General features: G+C 68.8%; 12 protein-coding genes. 9 read left to right on the forward strand and 3 right to left on the reverse strand.

Features of this window, described 5'->3' with window-relative positions; all coding sequences use genetic code 11:
• The first annotated feature begins 107 nt into the window (after positions 1-107).
• Together ABEB03_RS06775 and ABEB03_RS06780 are read left to right on the forward strand one after the other, a co-directional pair.
• Entirely contained in the window at positions 108-1,730 is a 1,623-nt protein-coding gene (locus ABEB03_RS06775) for an MFS transporter (protein WP_345642753.1), read from the forward strand.
• A gap of 308 nt (positions 1,731-2,038) precedes the next feature.
• Positions 2,039-2,347 (forward strand): small hydrophobic protein, encoded by a 309-nt coding sequence (locus ABEB03_RS06780; protein ID WP_345642756.1) that lies wholly within the window; start codon positions 2,039-2,041, stop codon positions 2,345-2,347.
• 19 nt (positions 2,348-2,366) lie between these two features.
• Here the strand turns inward: ABEB03_RS06780 and ABEB03_RS06785 are convergent, their stop codons facing one another.
• Positions 2,367-3,206 (reverse strand): potassium channel family protein, encoded by an 840-nt coding sequence (locus ABEB03_RS06785; protein WP_345642759.1) that lies wholly within the window; start codon positions 3,204-3,206, stop codon positions 2,367-2,369.
• A gap of 74 nt (positions 3,207-3,280) precedes the next feature.
• Complete coding sequence (gene aceE / locus ABEB03_RS06790; protein WP_345642763.1) at positions 3,281-6,013, reverse strand: pyruvate dehydrogenase (acetyl-transferring), homodimeric type; 2,733 nt, start codon at positions 6,011-6,013, stop codon at positions 3,281-3,283.
• A gap of 468 nt (positions 6,014-6,481) precedes the next feature.
• Between aceE and ABEB03_RS06795 the strand changes: the two genes are divergently transcribed.
• The 6 genes from ABEB03_RS06795 to ABEB03_RS06820 all read left to right on the forward strand — a co-directional run bounded on the left by ABEB03_RS06795 (position 6,482) and on the right by ABEB03_RS06820 (position 11,254).
• The gene (locus ABEB03_RS06795) at positions 6,482-6,910 is read left to right on the forward strand and encodes a DUF3052 domain-containing protein (protein ID WP_095934041.1); all 429 of its coding nucleotides are present in this window, start codon (positions 6,482-6,484) and stop codon (positions 6,908-6,910) included.
• A gap of 378 nt (positions 6,911-7,288) precedes the next feature.
• Complete coding sequence (locus ABEB03_RS06800; protein WP_345642769.1) at positions 7,289-7,747, forward strand: peroxiredoxin; 459 nt, start codon at positions 7,289-7,291, stop codon at positions 7,745-7,747.
• 114 nt (positions 7,748-7,861) lie between these two features.
• Positions 7,862-8,437 carry a TerD family protein gene (locus ABEB03_RS06805; RefSeq protein ID WP_345642772.1) on the forward strand — a complete coding sequence of 192 codons (576 nt, stop codon included), beginning with the start codon at positions 7,862-7,864 and terminating at the stop codon, positions 8,435-8,437.
• 100 nt (positions 8,438-8,537) lie between these two features.
• Entirely contained in the window at positions 8,538-9,113 is a 576-nt protein-coding gene (locus tag ABEB03_RS06810) for a TerD family protein (protein WP_028800923.1), read from the forward strand.
• A 107-nt stretch (positions 9,114-9,220) separates the two neighbouring features.
• Complete coding sequence (locus ABEB03_RS06815; RefSeq protein WP_345642779.1) at positions 9,221-10,369, forward strand: DUF475 domain-containing protein; 1,149 nt, start codon at positions 9,221-9,223, stop codon at positions 10,367-10,369.
• Between the two features lie 147 nt (positions 10,370-10,516).
• The gene (locus ABEB03_RS06820) at positions 10,517-11,254 is read left to right on the forward strand and encodes a TerD family protein (protein ID WP_095934038.1); all 738 of its coding nucleotides are present in this window, start codon (positions 10,517-10,519) and stop codon (positions 11,252-11,254) included.
• A gap of 44 nt (positions 11,255-11,298) precedes the next feature.
• Here the strand turns inward: ABEB03_RS06820 and ABEB03_RS06825 are convergent, their stop codons facing one another.
• Positions 11,299-12,186, reverse strand: a complete 888-nt coding sequence (locus ABEB03_RS06825; protein ID WP_345642787.1) for a TerD family protein — start codon at positions 12,184-12,186, stop codon at positions 11,299-11,301.
• 180 nt (positions 12,187-12,366) lie between these two features.
• On the opposite strand from ABEB03_RS06825, the gene ABEB03_RS06830 reads away from it, so the two are divergent.
• On the forward strand, positions 12,367-13,536 hold the full coding sequence (locus ABEB03_RS06830) for an HpcH/HpaI aldolase/citrate lyase family protein (RefSeq protein WP_345642790.1): 1,170 nt from the start codon (positions 12,367-12,369) through the stop codon (positions 13,534-13,536).
• Positions 13,537-13,580 lie beyond the last annotated feature (44 nt).

Consider the following 13,580-nt stretch of genomic DNA (forward strand, 5'->3'; position numbering starts at 1 on the left):
CGCTTCCCTGCGGTTCGACCGGTTCAGCCTATCTGTGAGTGACGTGACAGTTACCGACTTGTGAATTGGTTTGTCAACTGTCAGCGACTGTCACTAGCCTCCGACGCATGACTAGTCAGACCACCCTCGACAAGACGGGTCCGGGGGACAGGAGTCCGCTCGACACGTCGGGCCAGGCTCCGGCCAAGGGGCTGCGCGGCCATCCGTGGTTCACCCTCATCACCGTGGCCGTCGGGGTCATGATGGTGGCCCTGGACGGCACCATCGTCGCCATCGCCAACCCGGCCATCCAGAAGGACCTCGGCGCCAGCTTCGCCGACGTCCAGTGGATCACCAACGGCTACTTCCTGGCCCTCGCGGTCACCCTGATCACCGCGGGCAAGCTCGGTGACCGGTTCGGGCACCGGCAGACCTTCCTCATCGGCGTGGTCGGCTTCGCCGCCGCCTCGGGGGCCATCGGCCTGTCCGACAGCATCGCCCTGGTGGTCACCTTCCGCGTCTTCCAGGGCCTGTTCGGCGCGCTGCTGATGCCGGCCGCGCTCGGCCTGCTGCGCGCGACCTTCCCGGCCGAGAAGCTGAACATGGCGATCGGCATCTGGGGCATGGTCATCGGCGCCTCCACCGCGGGCGGCCCGATCCTCGGTGGTCTGCTGGTCCAGCACGTCAGCTGGCAGTCGGTGTTCTTCATCAACGTGCCCGTCGGCCTCGTCGCGCTGGTCCTCGGCCTGGTCATCCTCACCGACCACCGCGCCGAGAAGGCCCCCCGCTCCTTCGACCTGCCCGGCATCGCGCTGCTGTCCGGCGCCATGTTCTGCCTGGTCTGGGCGCTCATCAAGGCTCCGACCTGGGGCTGGGGCGCCGGTACGACCTGGGCCTTCCTGGGCGCCTCGGTGCTGGGCTTCGTGCTCTTCGCCGTCTGGGAGACCAAGGTGGGCGAGCCGCTCATCCCGCTCGGACTCTTCCGGTCCGTCGCCCTGTCGGCCGGTGTCGTCCTCATGGTGCTGATGGCCATCGCCTTCATGGGCGGCCTGTTCTTCGTCACCTTCTACCTGCAGAACGTGCACGGCATGAGCCCGGTCGACGCCGGTCTGCACCTGCTGCCCCTCACCGGCATGATGATCGTGGGCTCGCCGCTGGCCGGCGCGCTGATCACCAAGTCCGGGCCGCGCATCCCGCTGGCCGGCGGCATGGCCCTCACCGCGATCGCCATGTTCGGCATGTCCACGCTGAAGACGGACACGGGCAGCGGCATCATGTCGCTCTGGTTCGCGCTCCTCGGCCTCGGCCTCGCGCCGGTCATGGTCGGCGCGACCGAGGTCATCGTCGGCAACGCGCCGATGGAGCTGTCCGGTGTCGCCGGCGGTCTCCAGCAGGCCGCGATGCAGATCGGCGGCAGCCTCGGCACGGCGGTGCTCGGCGCCGTCATGGCCTCCAAGGTCGACGGCGACCTCGCGGGCAACTGGGCGGACGCCAAGCTCCCGCCGCTCACCCCGGCCCAGCTCGACCAGGCCGGCGAGGCGGTGCAGGTCGGTGCCGCGCCGGTCACCAAGGACACGCCGGCCGCCATCGCCGCGCAGATCACCGACGTCGCCCACGACACGTTCATCTCCGGCATGAGCCTGGCCTGTCTCGTCGCCGCCGGAGTGGCCGTCGTGGCGGTCTTCGTCGCGATGCTCACCAAGCGGGGCGAGAACGCGGAGGCCGTCGGGGCGGGTGCCGGGCACATCTGACGGGCCTTCCGCCTACCGCCGGACGACCGCACGCCGGTCGTCCGGCAGCCGTCGACCGGCCGGGGCGTCCCGGCCGGTTTCGCCTATCAGGGTGACTCGGCTGAAGATCCCTCCCGCTCGGTCCGCGCCCCAGGTCACAGTGGGTCAAGTCCTCCGTACGACCCGGGGGACGGCCGGAGCTGCGGCGCGCTGCCGGAGGGGGGCAGCGCGCGTGCAGGTCTGAAGGTGAGGAACGGGGGTACCCGACGCATCGACCCGAACCGACCGAAAGGTCAACCGACCGAAAGGTCAAGGGAGTTCAGGAGTTGATGATGGCGGGCTTCGGACACGGTACGCGCAGGTACCCCCGTTCACGTGGCCGTACGAGGTCAGGGAGCGGGCCGGATCGCGCGACCCTTGGCATCATCGGCCTCGTCTGCGCGGTCGCCGGATTCTTCACGCTGGGGATCGTCCTCGGCCCGGCGGCCATCGTCTGCGGCTATCTGTCCATGGGCCGCCGCTGGGCGGGCTCAGGACCCTGGCCGGCCCTGACCGCCGTGGTCCTCGGTGCCGTCGACACACTGCTCGCGGTCCTCTGGCTCGCGGGCTCGGCGGGCCCGGGCAACGGTCTGTTCTGACCGGCCGCGCCGCGCGGCGTCACTTCAGTGGACGGTCGTCCGCCCCGGCGGAGCGGCCGTCCACCGTGATGTACGCGGGCCGGTGCGCGGCATCCTCCACCGTTCCCGGCACCGGGTGCGGCACACCCGAGGCCGCCCCGCCGGACAGTGCGGCGACCTCCGCGCGCAGGGCCCGCACCTCCTCGGTCAGCGCCTCGATCGCGGCGGTCTGCCGGCGCTCCTCGATGTCGTCCTTCTCGAAGCGGGAGATGAACCAGGCGGCGATGTTGGCGGTGACGACACCGAGCAGCGCGATGCCGGAGAGCATCAGGCCGACCGCGAGCACCCGGCCCATCCCGGTGGTCGGGGCGTGATCGCCGTACCCCACCGTCGTCATGGTCGTGAACGACCACCACACCGCGTCGCCCAGCGTTCTGATGTTCCCGTCGGGCGAGTCCCGCTCCACGGACAGCACCGCGAGCGAGCCGAACATCAGCAGCCCGATCACCGCGCCGCCGACGTACGTCGTCAGGCGGATCTGCGAGGCCATCCGCGCGCGCCGTCCCACCAGCATCAGGGTGGCGACGAGCCGCAGCAGCCGCAGCGGCTGGAGGATCGGCAGCACCACCGCGCACAGATCGAGCCAGTGCCCGCGCACGAAGTCGCGTCGCCGAGGGGCCAGCGCCAGCCGGACGAGATAGTCGGCGGCGAAGGCCCCCCACACCGTCCACTCCACCACCGTGCAGGTGAGAGCCAGCGACCGGCCGGCGTCGCTGTCCACGATCGGCACGGCGTAGGCGACGGCGAAGGCCACCGCGAGCGCGAGCAGGGGACGCTGAGTGTGCTGTTCCCAGCGGGCCTGTGCCGATTCATCCTTCATGCCCGCATCGTAGAAGCGGCGAAGGGGCGGCGGAGCCGATGCCCCGCCGCCCCTCATGTCGCCGTACGGACGGTCTACGCGTCCCCGCCCGCGGCACCCGGGTCGGCCGCCGCCACGTCGAGCAGCTGGTAGCGGTCGATCGCCTGCTTCAGCACCGAGCGGTCCACCTTGCCCTCACGGGCCAGCTCGGTGAGCACCGCGACCACGATCGACTGTGCGTCGATGTGGAAGAAGCGCCGGGCCGCGCCGCGGGTGTCCGCGAAGCCGAACCCGTCCGCACCCAGCGACTGGTAGGTGCCCGGCACCCAGCGCGAGATCTGGTCCGGGACCGAACGCATCCAGTCGGAGACGGCCACGAACGGGCCCTGGGCGGCGGACAGCCGCTGCGTCACGTAGGGGACGCGCTGCTCCTCCTCGGGGTGCAGGAGGTTGTGCCGCTCCACCTCGACGGCCTCGCGCCGCAGCTCGTTCCAGGAGGTCGCGGACCAGACGTCCGCCTTGACGTTCCACTCCTCGGCGAGGATCCGCTGCGCCTCGATCGCCCACGGCACGGCGACGCCGGAGGCGAGGATCTGTGCCGGGATCGATCCGGAGGTGCCCTCGCCGATGCGGTGGAGGCCCTTGAGGATGCCCTCGACGTCCACGTTCTCCGGTTCGGCCGGGTGCTGGATCGGCTCGTTGTAGACCGTGAGGTAGTAGAAGACGTCCTCCGCGTCCGGGCCGTACATCCGGCGCAGGCCGTCCTGCACGATGTGCGCGATCTCGTAGCCGTACGCCGGGTCGTAGGCGACGCACCCCGGGTTGGTCGAGGCGAGCAGCTGCGAGTGGCCGTCCGCGTGCTGGAGCCCCTCACCGGTCAGCGTCGTGCGGCCGGCGGTGGCGCCGAGCACGAAACCGCGCGACAGCTGGTCGGCCATCTGCCAGAACTGGTCGCCGGTGCGCTGGAAGCCGAACATCGAGTAGAAGACGTACACCGGGATCAGCGGCTCGCCGTGCGTGGCGTACGCCGAGCCCGCCGCGATCAGCGAAGCCGTGCAGCCGGCCTCCGAGATGCCGTCGTGCAGCATCTGGCCGGTCGGGGACTCCTTGTACGCGAGCAGCAGATCGCGGTCGACGGCTTCGTACTGCTGGCCGAGCGGGTTGTAGATCTTCGCGCTCGGGAAGAACGAGTCCATGCCGAAGGTGCGGTACTCGTCGGGCGCGATCAGCACGAAGCGCTTGCCGATCTCCTTGTCCCGCATGAGGTCCTTCAGCAGGCGCACGAAGGCCATGGTCGTGGCGATCGACTGCTGACCCGACCCCTTCTTCACGCTCGCGTACGTCTTGTCGTCGGGCAGCGCCAGGGGCTTCGCACGCACCAGGCGCGTCGGTACGTACCCGCCGAGTCCCTTGCGGCGGTCGTGCATGTACTGGATCTCTTCCGAGTCCCGGCCGGGGTGGTAGTACGGCGGGAGGCCGTCCTCCAGCTGCTTGTCGGAGATCGGCAGGTGCAGACGGTCGCGGAAGCCCTTGAGGTCGGCGACCGTGAGCTTCTTCATCTGGTGCGTGGCGTTGCGGCCCTCGAAGTTGGGGCCGAGCGTCCAGCCCTTGACCGTCTGCGCCAGGATCACCGTCGGCTGGCCCTTGTGCGCCTTGGCCGCCGAGAACGCCGCGAAGATCTTCTTGTGGTCGTGACCGCCGCGGCCCAGGTGCAGGACCTGGTCGTCGGTCATGTGCTCGACCATCGCGCGCAGCCGGTGGTCGTCGCCGAAGAAGTGCCGGCGGATGTACGCGCCGGTCTCGGTGGCGTACGTCTGGAACTGGCCGTCCGGCGTGATGTTCAGCTTGTTGACCAGGATGCCGTCCCGGTCCTGCGCCAGCAGCGGGTCCCAGGTGCGGTCCCACACCAGCTTGATGACGTTCCACCCGGCGCCCCGGAACTGCGACTCCAGCTCCTGGATGATCTTGCCGTTGCCGCGCACCGGGCCGTCGAGGCGCTGGAGGTTGCAGTTGACGACGAAGGTCAGGTTGTCCAGGCTCTCGCGCGCCGCGATCGACAGCTGGCCGAGCGACTCGGGCTCGTCCATCTCGCCGTCGCCGAGGAACGCCCACACGTGCGACTTGGAGGTGTCCGCGATCCCGCGGGCCTCCATGTAGCGGTTCATCCGCGCCTGGAAGATCGCGCCGAGCGGGCCGAGGCCCATGGACACGGTCGGGAACTCCCAGAAGTCCGGCATGGAGCGCGGGTGGGGGTAGCTGGACAACCCGTTCGGGTACTTCGACTTCTCCTGCCGGAAGCCGTCGAGCTGGTCCTCGGTGAGCCGGTCGAGCATATAGGCGCGCGCATAGATGCCCGGCGAGGCGTGGCCCTGGAAGAAGACCTGGTCGCCGCCGTCGCCCTCGTCCTTGCCGCGGAAGAAGTGGTTGAAGCCCACGTCGTAGAGCGAGGCGGAGGAGGCGAAGGTCGCGATGTGACCGCCGACGCCGATGCCGGGGCGCTGGGCGCGCGAGACCATCACGGCCGCGTTCCAGCGGGTCGCGTTCAGGATCTTGCGCTCGATCTCCTCGTTGCCCGGGAAGAACGGCTCGTCCTTGGTGGCGATCGTGTTGACGTAGTCCGTGCTGCGCATCTCGGGCACGGCCACGCGCTTCTCGCGGGCCCTCTCGATCAGCCGCAGCATCAGATAGCGGGCGCGCTCGCGGCCCCGCTGGTCGACGGCGGCGTCGAGGGAGTCGAGCCACTCCTGAGTCTCCTCAGGGTCGAAGTCCGGGACCTGGCTGGGAAGGCCGCCAATGATGATCGGATTGCGATCGGATCCGGAAGCCACGCTGTTCCTTCGCTGTCAGAGGGCTGTCTGCGGTGGGTTTTTCCCCGTCATTTCACCGTTCCCCATCGTGTACCTCGGGAACGCAAACGTCATCTCTACCAAGGGGTAACCGGCACGCTTGCCGAGATCGACGGGACGTGCCCGGCCAAAACGTAACGATACGCTCACTCCATGACGCGTTCCGCAAAGTCGTTCGGCACTCGTACGTCCGCAGGGTTCCGAAACTCGTAAAAGGGGCAGAAGGGTGTGGTGTGTGTCACGCGGTGTACTCGCGGCGGGCCTCGGGTTGCGTCGACAGCGCCGGGATCGTCACCGTTTCGGCGGTCTCGACGGCCGGGTACTTGCGCGATCCGCCCGGCCCGTGTGGACTACGGCCAATGCTTCGCGCACGCGCGTGGCTGAGACTTCCCCGAGTTCTTGACGAGCCGGGGGAGGCCCTAATTCCGAAACATGATCAGGAGGCAAGCCGTGAGCGCGACCGCGGACCACGCGGAGGAGCGGACCAACCCGGCCGCCAGGCTGGGGTTCGAGCCCGGACAGGTGGTCCAGGAGATCGGCTTCGACGACGACGTTGACCACGAGCTCCGTGAAGGCATCGAATCGCTGATCGGCCAGGATCTGGTCGACGAGGACTACGACGACGTCGCCGACGTCGTGCTGCTGTGGTTCCGGGACGAGGACGGCGATCTCACGGACGCACTGGTGGACGCCATCGGTCTCCTCGAGGACGGCGGCATGATCTGGCTGCTGACCCCGAAGACCGGCCGGGACGGATACGTCGAGCCCAGCGACATCAGCGATGCGGCGCAGACCGCCGGCCTCTCCCAGACGAAGAGCATCTCCGTGGCCAAGGAATGGTCGGGCACCCGCCTGGCCACGCCCAAGTCCAAGCGCTGAGATCCCGCTCCGCCTTCCGCAGAGCACCGCGTCAGACCCCCGCCGGACAGACCCGGCGGGGGTCTGACGCATGCCCGGAACGGCGGCCGGGCCACCGTCGCCAGGGCGGCGCCGGACACCGTCGGCCGGGCCGGTCCCGCCTGCGCGGGAGGCCTTCGGCGGCCGGGATGGTCCCGCCCGCGCGGGAGGCCTCCGGTGGCCGGGACATCCCGACCGGGAGGCCTTCGCCGGCCTGGACGCAGGCCTCGCCCCGGCCCCGCCGAGGGGCCGCCCGAGTGGCCTCGGACGTCGCGCGGCCCGCCCGCACAGGGTCGCGAGCGGCTCGCTGCGTAGGGTGGTCGTCACCCGAACAGACCCTCGGAAGGGAAGCGAGTGACCATGGCGATCGAGGTGGGCAGCAAGGCCCCGGACTTCGAGCTCAAGGACAACCACGGCGCCACCGTGCGCCTGTCCGACTTCCACGGCGAGAAGAACGTGGTGCTGCTCTTCTACCCGTTCGCCTTCACCGGCGTGTGCACCGGCGAGCTGTGCTCCCTGCGCGACAACCTGCCGCAGTTCACGGACCGGGACACCCAGCTGCTCGCCGTCTCCAACGACTCCATCCACACCCTGCGCGTCTTCGCCGAGCAGGAGGGCCTGGAGTACCCCCTGCTCTCCGACTTCTGGCCGCACGGCAACACTTCGCGCGCCTACGGCGTCTTCGACGAGGACAAGGGCTGCGCGCTGCGCGGCACGTTCGTCATCGACAAGGAGGGTGTGGTCCGCTGGACCGTCGTCAACGGCCTGCCGGACGCGCGTGACCTGAACGAGTACGTCAAGGCGCTCGACACCCTCTGATTTGTTCGGTTCCAGGGCCTGCGGGGTCCGGGAACCCGTCACTAGGATCGACACGTTGATCCGATACCAACGCACTTCGGGGCTCCCCGCCCCTGGACACCATTGGGAGGACTCGTGGGAGTCAGCCTCAGCAAGGGCGGCAACGTATCGCTGTCGAAGGAGGCCCCGGGACTGACCGCGGTCATCGTCGGTCTGGGGTGGGACGTCCGCACCACCACCGGCACGGACTTCGACCTCGACGCCAGCGCGCTGCTGACGAACGACCAGGGCAAGGTCGCCAACGACCAGAACTTCGTGTTCTTCAACAACCTCAAGAGCCCTGACGGCTCGGTGGAGCACACCGGCGACAACCTCACCGGTGAGGGCGAGGGCGACGACGAGCAGATCAAGGTCAATCTCGCCGGCGTTCCCGCCGACGTCCAGAAGATCGTCTTCCCGGTCTCGATCTACGACGCGGAGAACCGCCAGCAGTCCTTCGGCCAGGTGCGCAACGCGTTCATCCGCGTGGTGAACCAGGCGGGCGGCGCGGAGATCGCGCGCTACGACCTCTCCGAGGACGCCTCCACGGAGACCGCGATGGTCTTCGGCGAGCTCTACCGCAACGGCGCCGAGTGGAAGTTCCGCGCCATCGGCCAGGGCTACGCCTCGGGCCTGCGCGGCATCGCGCAGGACTTCGGCGTCAACGTCTGAGCCGTACAGCCTTCGGCTCCGAGGTCCGGCACCGCACCCTTGCGTGCGGTGCCGGACCGGCTGCACAACTGAAAGACAGACCTCGGGGAGGACCAGCATCATGGGCGTCACGCTCGCCAAGGGGGGCAATGTCTCCCTCTCGAAGGCCGCACCGAACCTCACGCAGGTGATGATCGGGCTCGGCTGGGACGCGCGCTCCACCACCGGAGCCGATTTCGACCTCGACGCCAGCGCGCTGCTGTGCAACGGCGGCCGGGTGCTCGGTGACGAGTGGTTCATCTTCTACAACCAGCTGAAGAGCCCGGACGGCTCCGTGGAGCACACCGGCGACAACCTGACGGGTGAGGGCGAGGGCGACGACGAGTCGATCCTGGTCGACCTCTCCAAGGTGCCGGCCACCGTCGACAAGATCGTCTTCCCGGTCTCGATCCATGACGCGGACAACCGTGGCCAGACCTTCGGCCAGGTCAGCAACGCCTTCATCCGCGTCGTCAACCAGGCCGACGGCCAGGAGCTCGCCCGCTACGACCTGAGCGAGGACGCCTCGACGGAGACCGCGATGATCTTCGGCGAGGTCTACCGCTACAACAACGAGTGGAAGTTCCGCGCGGTCGGTCAGGGGTACGCGTCGGGCCTGCGGGGCATCGCCCTGGACTTCGGGGTCAATGTTTCCTAGGCCCACCCACCTCAGCCGGAGCGGCGGCCCTCTAGACTTCGTGGTCAACGTTAGGTAAAGCCGAGTACGGCGCGGGGGAGACCCGTACATACACGATTGGGTAGCCAGTGCTTCTGAAAACCTTCGGCTGGTCGTTCGCGATTACCGCGCTCGGTCTGGTCGCAGCGGCGTTCTACGGGGGGTGGACCGCCTTCGGGATCGTGGCGATCCTGGCCGTCCTCGAGATCTCGCTGTCCTTCGACAACGCGGTGGTCAACGCCGGAATCCTGAAGAAGATGAATGCCTTCTGGCAGAAGATCTTCCTCACGATCGGCGTGCTGATCGCCGTCTTCGGTATGCGACTGGTCTTCCCCGTCGTCATCGTCGCCATCAGCGCCAAGATCGGCCCGATCGAGGCCGTCGACCTGGCGCTCAACAACAAGGACCACTACCAGGAGCTCGTGACCGACGCCCACCCGGCGATCGCGGCCTTCGGTGGCATGTTCCTGCTGATGATCTTCCTCGACTTCATCTTCGAGGACCGGGACATCCAGTGGCTGCGCTGGATCGAGCGCCCGCTCGCCAAGCTCGGCAAGGTCGACATGCTGTCGGTCTGCATCGCGCTGGTCGTCCTGCTGATCACCGCGTTCACCTTCGCCACGCACGCCCACCAGCACGGCGGCGCGCACGTCGACAAGGCGCAGACGGTACTGATCTCCGGCATCGCCGGCCTGATCACGTACATGGTCGTCGGCGGACTCTCCGGCTACTTCGAGGACAAGCTCGAAGAGGAGGAGGAGCGCGAACACGAGGAAGAGGAGGAGGCCGAGCGGACCGGGAAGAAGAAGCCGGCCGTCGTCCTCGCCGGACAGGCCGCGTTCTTCATGTTCCTCTACCTGGAGGTCCTGGACGCGTCGTTCTCCTTCGACGGTGTCATCGGCGCCTTCGCCATCACCAACGACATCGTCCTGATGGCGCTCGGCCTCGGCATCGGCGCCATGTACGTCCGTTCGCTCACCGTCTACCTGGTCCGCCAGGGCACCCTCGACGACTACGTCTACCTGGAGCACGGCGCGCACTACGCGATCGGCGCCCTCGCCGTGATCCTCATGGTCACCATCCAGTACGAGATCAACGAGGTCATCACCGGCCTCGTCGGTGTCGTCCTGATCGCCTGGTCCTTCTGGTCCTCCGTGCGCCGCAACAAGGCGCTCGCCGCGGCCGAGGGAAAAGGCGAGACCTCGGACGAGAAGGCTGAGATCTCTTCCGGGGTGTGACGGCCCGGCCGGACCCGGCGTGTGACACCCCGGCACGATCGGGGGTGTGACACCCCTCCGGTCGAGGAACGCTCTGAAGCGGGGCGGCCGACGAGGAACAGTCCTCGCGGCCGCCCCGCCGCACTTTCGAGGAACCTGGGGGGCCAAATGGGTATCTGGCAGGACCTGTGGCGCGGACGCTCGGCGGACTTCGACTCCGGCAGCGCCGCCACCAACTCCATAGAACTGACCAAGCGCAACCACACCGTCTCGCTCACCAAGCAGGGCGCGGCCACCGGCAACCTGCGCATCAACCTGTCCTGGCGGATGCGCACCTCCGACATCGGCGGCCCGCAGCGCGGCAGCGTGCTGCGCCACCCCTTCCGCACCCTCAAGCCGGAAGTGGTCCAGGCACACACCCAGAGCATGGTCAACGTCGACCTCGACCTGGGCGTCATGTACGAGCTGACGGACGGCACCAAGGGCGTGGTCCAGCCGCTCGGCAGCTTCTTCGGCGAACTCAACGTCCCGCCCTACGTGAAGCTCAGCGGCGACGACCGCTTCGGCTCGGCGTCGGGCGAGACGGCCTACGTCAACCTCGACCACCGCGACGACATCAAGCGGCTGCTGGTCTTCGTCTACATCTACGACCAGACCCCCGCCTTCGACCGCACCCACGCCATCATCACGCTCTACCCGAGCAACGGGCCGCGCATCGAGATCGGCCTGGAGGAGCGCCATCCGCAGGCCCGCTCCTGCGCGGTCGTGATGATCGAGAGCAACAAGGGCGAGGTGACCGTGCGCCGCGAGGTCAAGTTCGTCTACGGCTTCCAGGCCGAGCTCGACCGCCTCTACGGCTGGGGCCTCCAGTGGGGCCGCGGCTACAAGTCGAAGGTCGAGCGCTGACGCCCCGGATCCTGTCCGGCCGTCCCTGCCTGCTCAGGCAGGTCCTAGCGCCCGAGGAACTGCGGCCCCTGCGGAGGCAGCCTGAAGTCCGGGTCGGGCAGCGTGCCCACCGGCTGCGGGAAGCCGTACGCGGGCTGGGTCGCCGGAGCGGTCTGCGGCTGCGGATAGCCGTAGGCCGGCTGGGCGGCCGGAGCGGTCTGCGGCTGCGGATAGCCGTAAGCGGGCTGAGCGGTGGGCGCGGCGGCCGGCTGCGGATAGCCGTACGAGGGCTGCTGCGGCACCGGAGCGGGCTGCTCGGGAGGCAGCGGCACCGAGGTCTCGGGAGCGGACACGGGCGCCGACCAGGCGGCGTCGGGACCGGATCCGGTCACGGCCGCCGCCGCGGCCTCGCTCTCGTCCACGGAGATGCCGAAGTCCGTCGCGAGCCCGACCAGACCGTTGGAATAGCCCTCACCGAGCGCCCGGAACTTCCAGCCGTCACCGCGCCGGTACAGCTCACCGCAGATCAGCGCGGTCTCCGCACCGGTCTCCGGCTTGATGTCGAAGTACGCCAGCGGTTCACCGTCCGCGACGGTGGCGTCGTACAGCACGATGCGCAGATCACGTACGCGGTCGAAGGTGACGTCGTCCGCCGATGCGACCAGCAGAATCTGTCCGACACCGGACTCGACACCCGCCAGATCCGTCTGGATCGTGTCGGTCAGGCCCTCGGTGACGCGTTTCTTGCCGAGTCGCCACACCTTGCCGGAGGGATGGCGGGGCTGGTTGTAGAAGACGAAGTCCTCGTCGGATCGCACACGACCGTCGGGGCCGAGGAGCAGCGCCGAGGCATCCACATCGGGTACGTCCTGCCCGGGCGTCCAGCGGAGCACGGCGCGCACCGCTGTGGCGTCCAGCGGGACGTTCGACCCCTTCAGCATCGCGTGCGTCATGCGGTCATCCTGCCCTCTCGGTCCTGGTCACGACAACGTGGGGTCTCCCCGGAACCGGTGGGTGCCGGACACGGCCGGGTTACCTGAACTTCATGCTCGGTGGGAACCTCTGACATGGATCCATACGTACTATTACCGGCCAGATCACGTAGGGCCGCCTAGTCGCCACGGGGGAGTTTCATGCGTCATTTCGGTCACATCGCCCCGGAAGAGCGGCAACGCCTCTTCCACCAGGAGCCGAGCGTCTTCACCGCCGACTCCCCGGCCCGCGTACTGGCCACGGCCCTCGGAGCCACGCTGTACAGCCCGGCGACCAGGCCCCGGCTGGCCGACGACATCGTCAAGCAGGCCGAACGCGGTGTGGTCTCCATGGTGCTGTGCCTGGAGGACTCCATCGACGACGCGGAGGTCACCGGCGCCGAGGAGAACCTCGTCAGGCAGTTCGCCGACCTCGCCGGCCGCGCCGACGCGGTCGAGCTGCCGCTGCTCTTCGTCCGGGTCCGCTTCCCCGAGCAGATCCCCGACCTCGTACGCCGCCTCGGCCCCTCCGTCCGGCTGTTGTCCGGGTTCGTCATGCCCAAGTTCACCGAGGAACGCGGCATGCCCTTCCTGGAGGCCCTCGCCGGCGCCGAGACCGCGAGCGGACGCCGGCTGTTCGCCATGCCCGTGCTGGAGTCGCCCGAGCTGCTCTACCGGGAATCGCGCGTGGAGACCCTGGAGGGCATATCCCGCGCCGTCGACAAGTACCGCGACCGCGTGCTCGCCCTGCGCCTCGGCGTCACCGACTTCTGCTCCTCGTACGGGCTGCGCCGCGCCCCCGACATGACGGCCTACGACGTGCAGGTCGTCGCCTCCGTGATCGCCGACGTGGTGAACATGCTGGGACGGGCCGACGGCACCGGATTCACGGTGACCGGACCGGTCTGGGAGTACTTCCGCGTCCAGGAGCGCATGTTCAAGCCGCAGCTGCGCCGCAGCCCCTTCCTGGAGGGCCAGGCGGAGGAACTGCGCGAGGCACTGATCGAGCACGCGATGGACGGACTGCTCCGCGAGATCGCCCTCGACCAGGCCAACGGCCTGCTGGGCAAGACCTGCATCCACCCCTCGCACGTCCTGCCCGTGCACGCGCTGTCCGTCGTCAGTCACGAGGAGTTCAGCGACGCGCAGGACATCCTCAGGCCCGAGCGCGGCGGTGGGGGTGTACTTCGGTCGGCGTACACGAACAAGATGAATGAAGTGAAGCCGCACCGCGCCTGGGCGGAGCGCACGCTGCTGCGCGCCGAGGTCTTCGGCGTCGCGAACGAGGACATCGGCTTCGTGGAGCTGCTCGCCGCCGGACTCCCGGAGTGAGCCGGCCCGGCCGGGCCCCGCGGAACACGATCGACAAGGAATCG

It is taken from the genome of Streptomyces siamensis, from assembly GCF_039543605.1.
In the GTDB taxonomy this organism is placed as follows: Bacteria; Actinomycetota; Actinomycetes; order Streptomycetales; family Streptomycetaceae; genus Streptomyces; species Streptomyces siamensis.

What these genes read in the sequence shown, in the direction of transcription:
- ABEB03_RS06785 (WP_345642759.1), bottom strand. Translation starts at nt 3,206, where the DNA reads ATGAAGGATGAATCGGCACAGGCCCGCTGGGAACAGCACACTCAGCGT.
- ABEB03_RS06820 (WP_095934038.1), top strand. Translation starts at nt 10,517, where the DNA reads ATGGGTATCTGGCAGGACCTGTGGCGCGGACGCTCGGCGGACTTCGAC.
- ABEB03_RS06775 (WP_345642753.1), top strand. Translation starts at nt 108, where the DNA reads ATGACTAGTCAGACCACCCTCGACAAGACGGGTCCGGGGGACAGGAGT.
- ABEB03_RS06780 (WP_345642756.1), top strand. Translation starts at nt 2,039, where the DNA reads ATGATGGCGGGCTTCGGACACGGTACGCGCAGGTACCCCCGTTCACGT.
- ABEB03_RS06830 (WP_345642790.1), top strand. Translation starts at nt 12,367, where the DNA reads ATGCGTCATTTCGGTCACATCGCCCCGGAAGAGCGGCAACGCCTCTTC.
- ABEB03_RS06800 (WP_345642769.1), top strand. Translation starts at nt 7,289, where the DNA reads ATGGCGATCGAGGTGGGCAGCAAGGCCCCGGACTTCGAGCTCAAGGAC.
- ABEB03_RS06825 (WP_345642787.1), bottom strand. Translation starts at nt 12,186, where the DNA reads ATGACGCACGCGATGCTGAAGGGGTCGAACGTCCCGCTGGACGCCACA.
- ABEB03_RS06810 (WP_028800923.1), top strand. Translation starts at nt 8,538, where the DNA reads ATGGGCGTCACGCTCGCCAAGGGGGGCAATGTCTCCCTCTCGAAGGCC.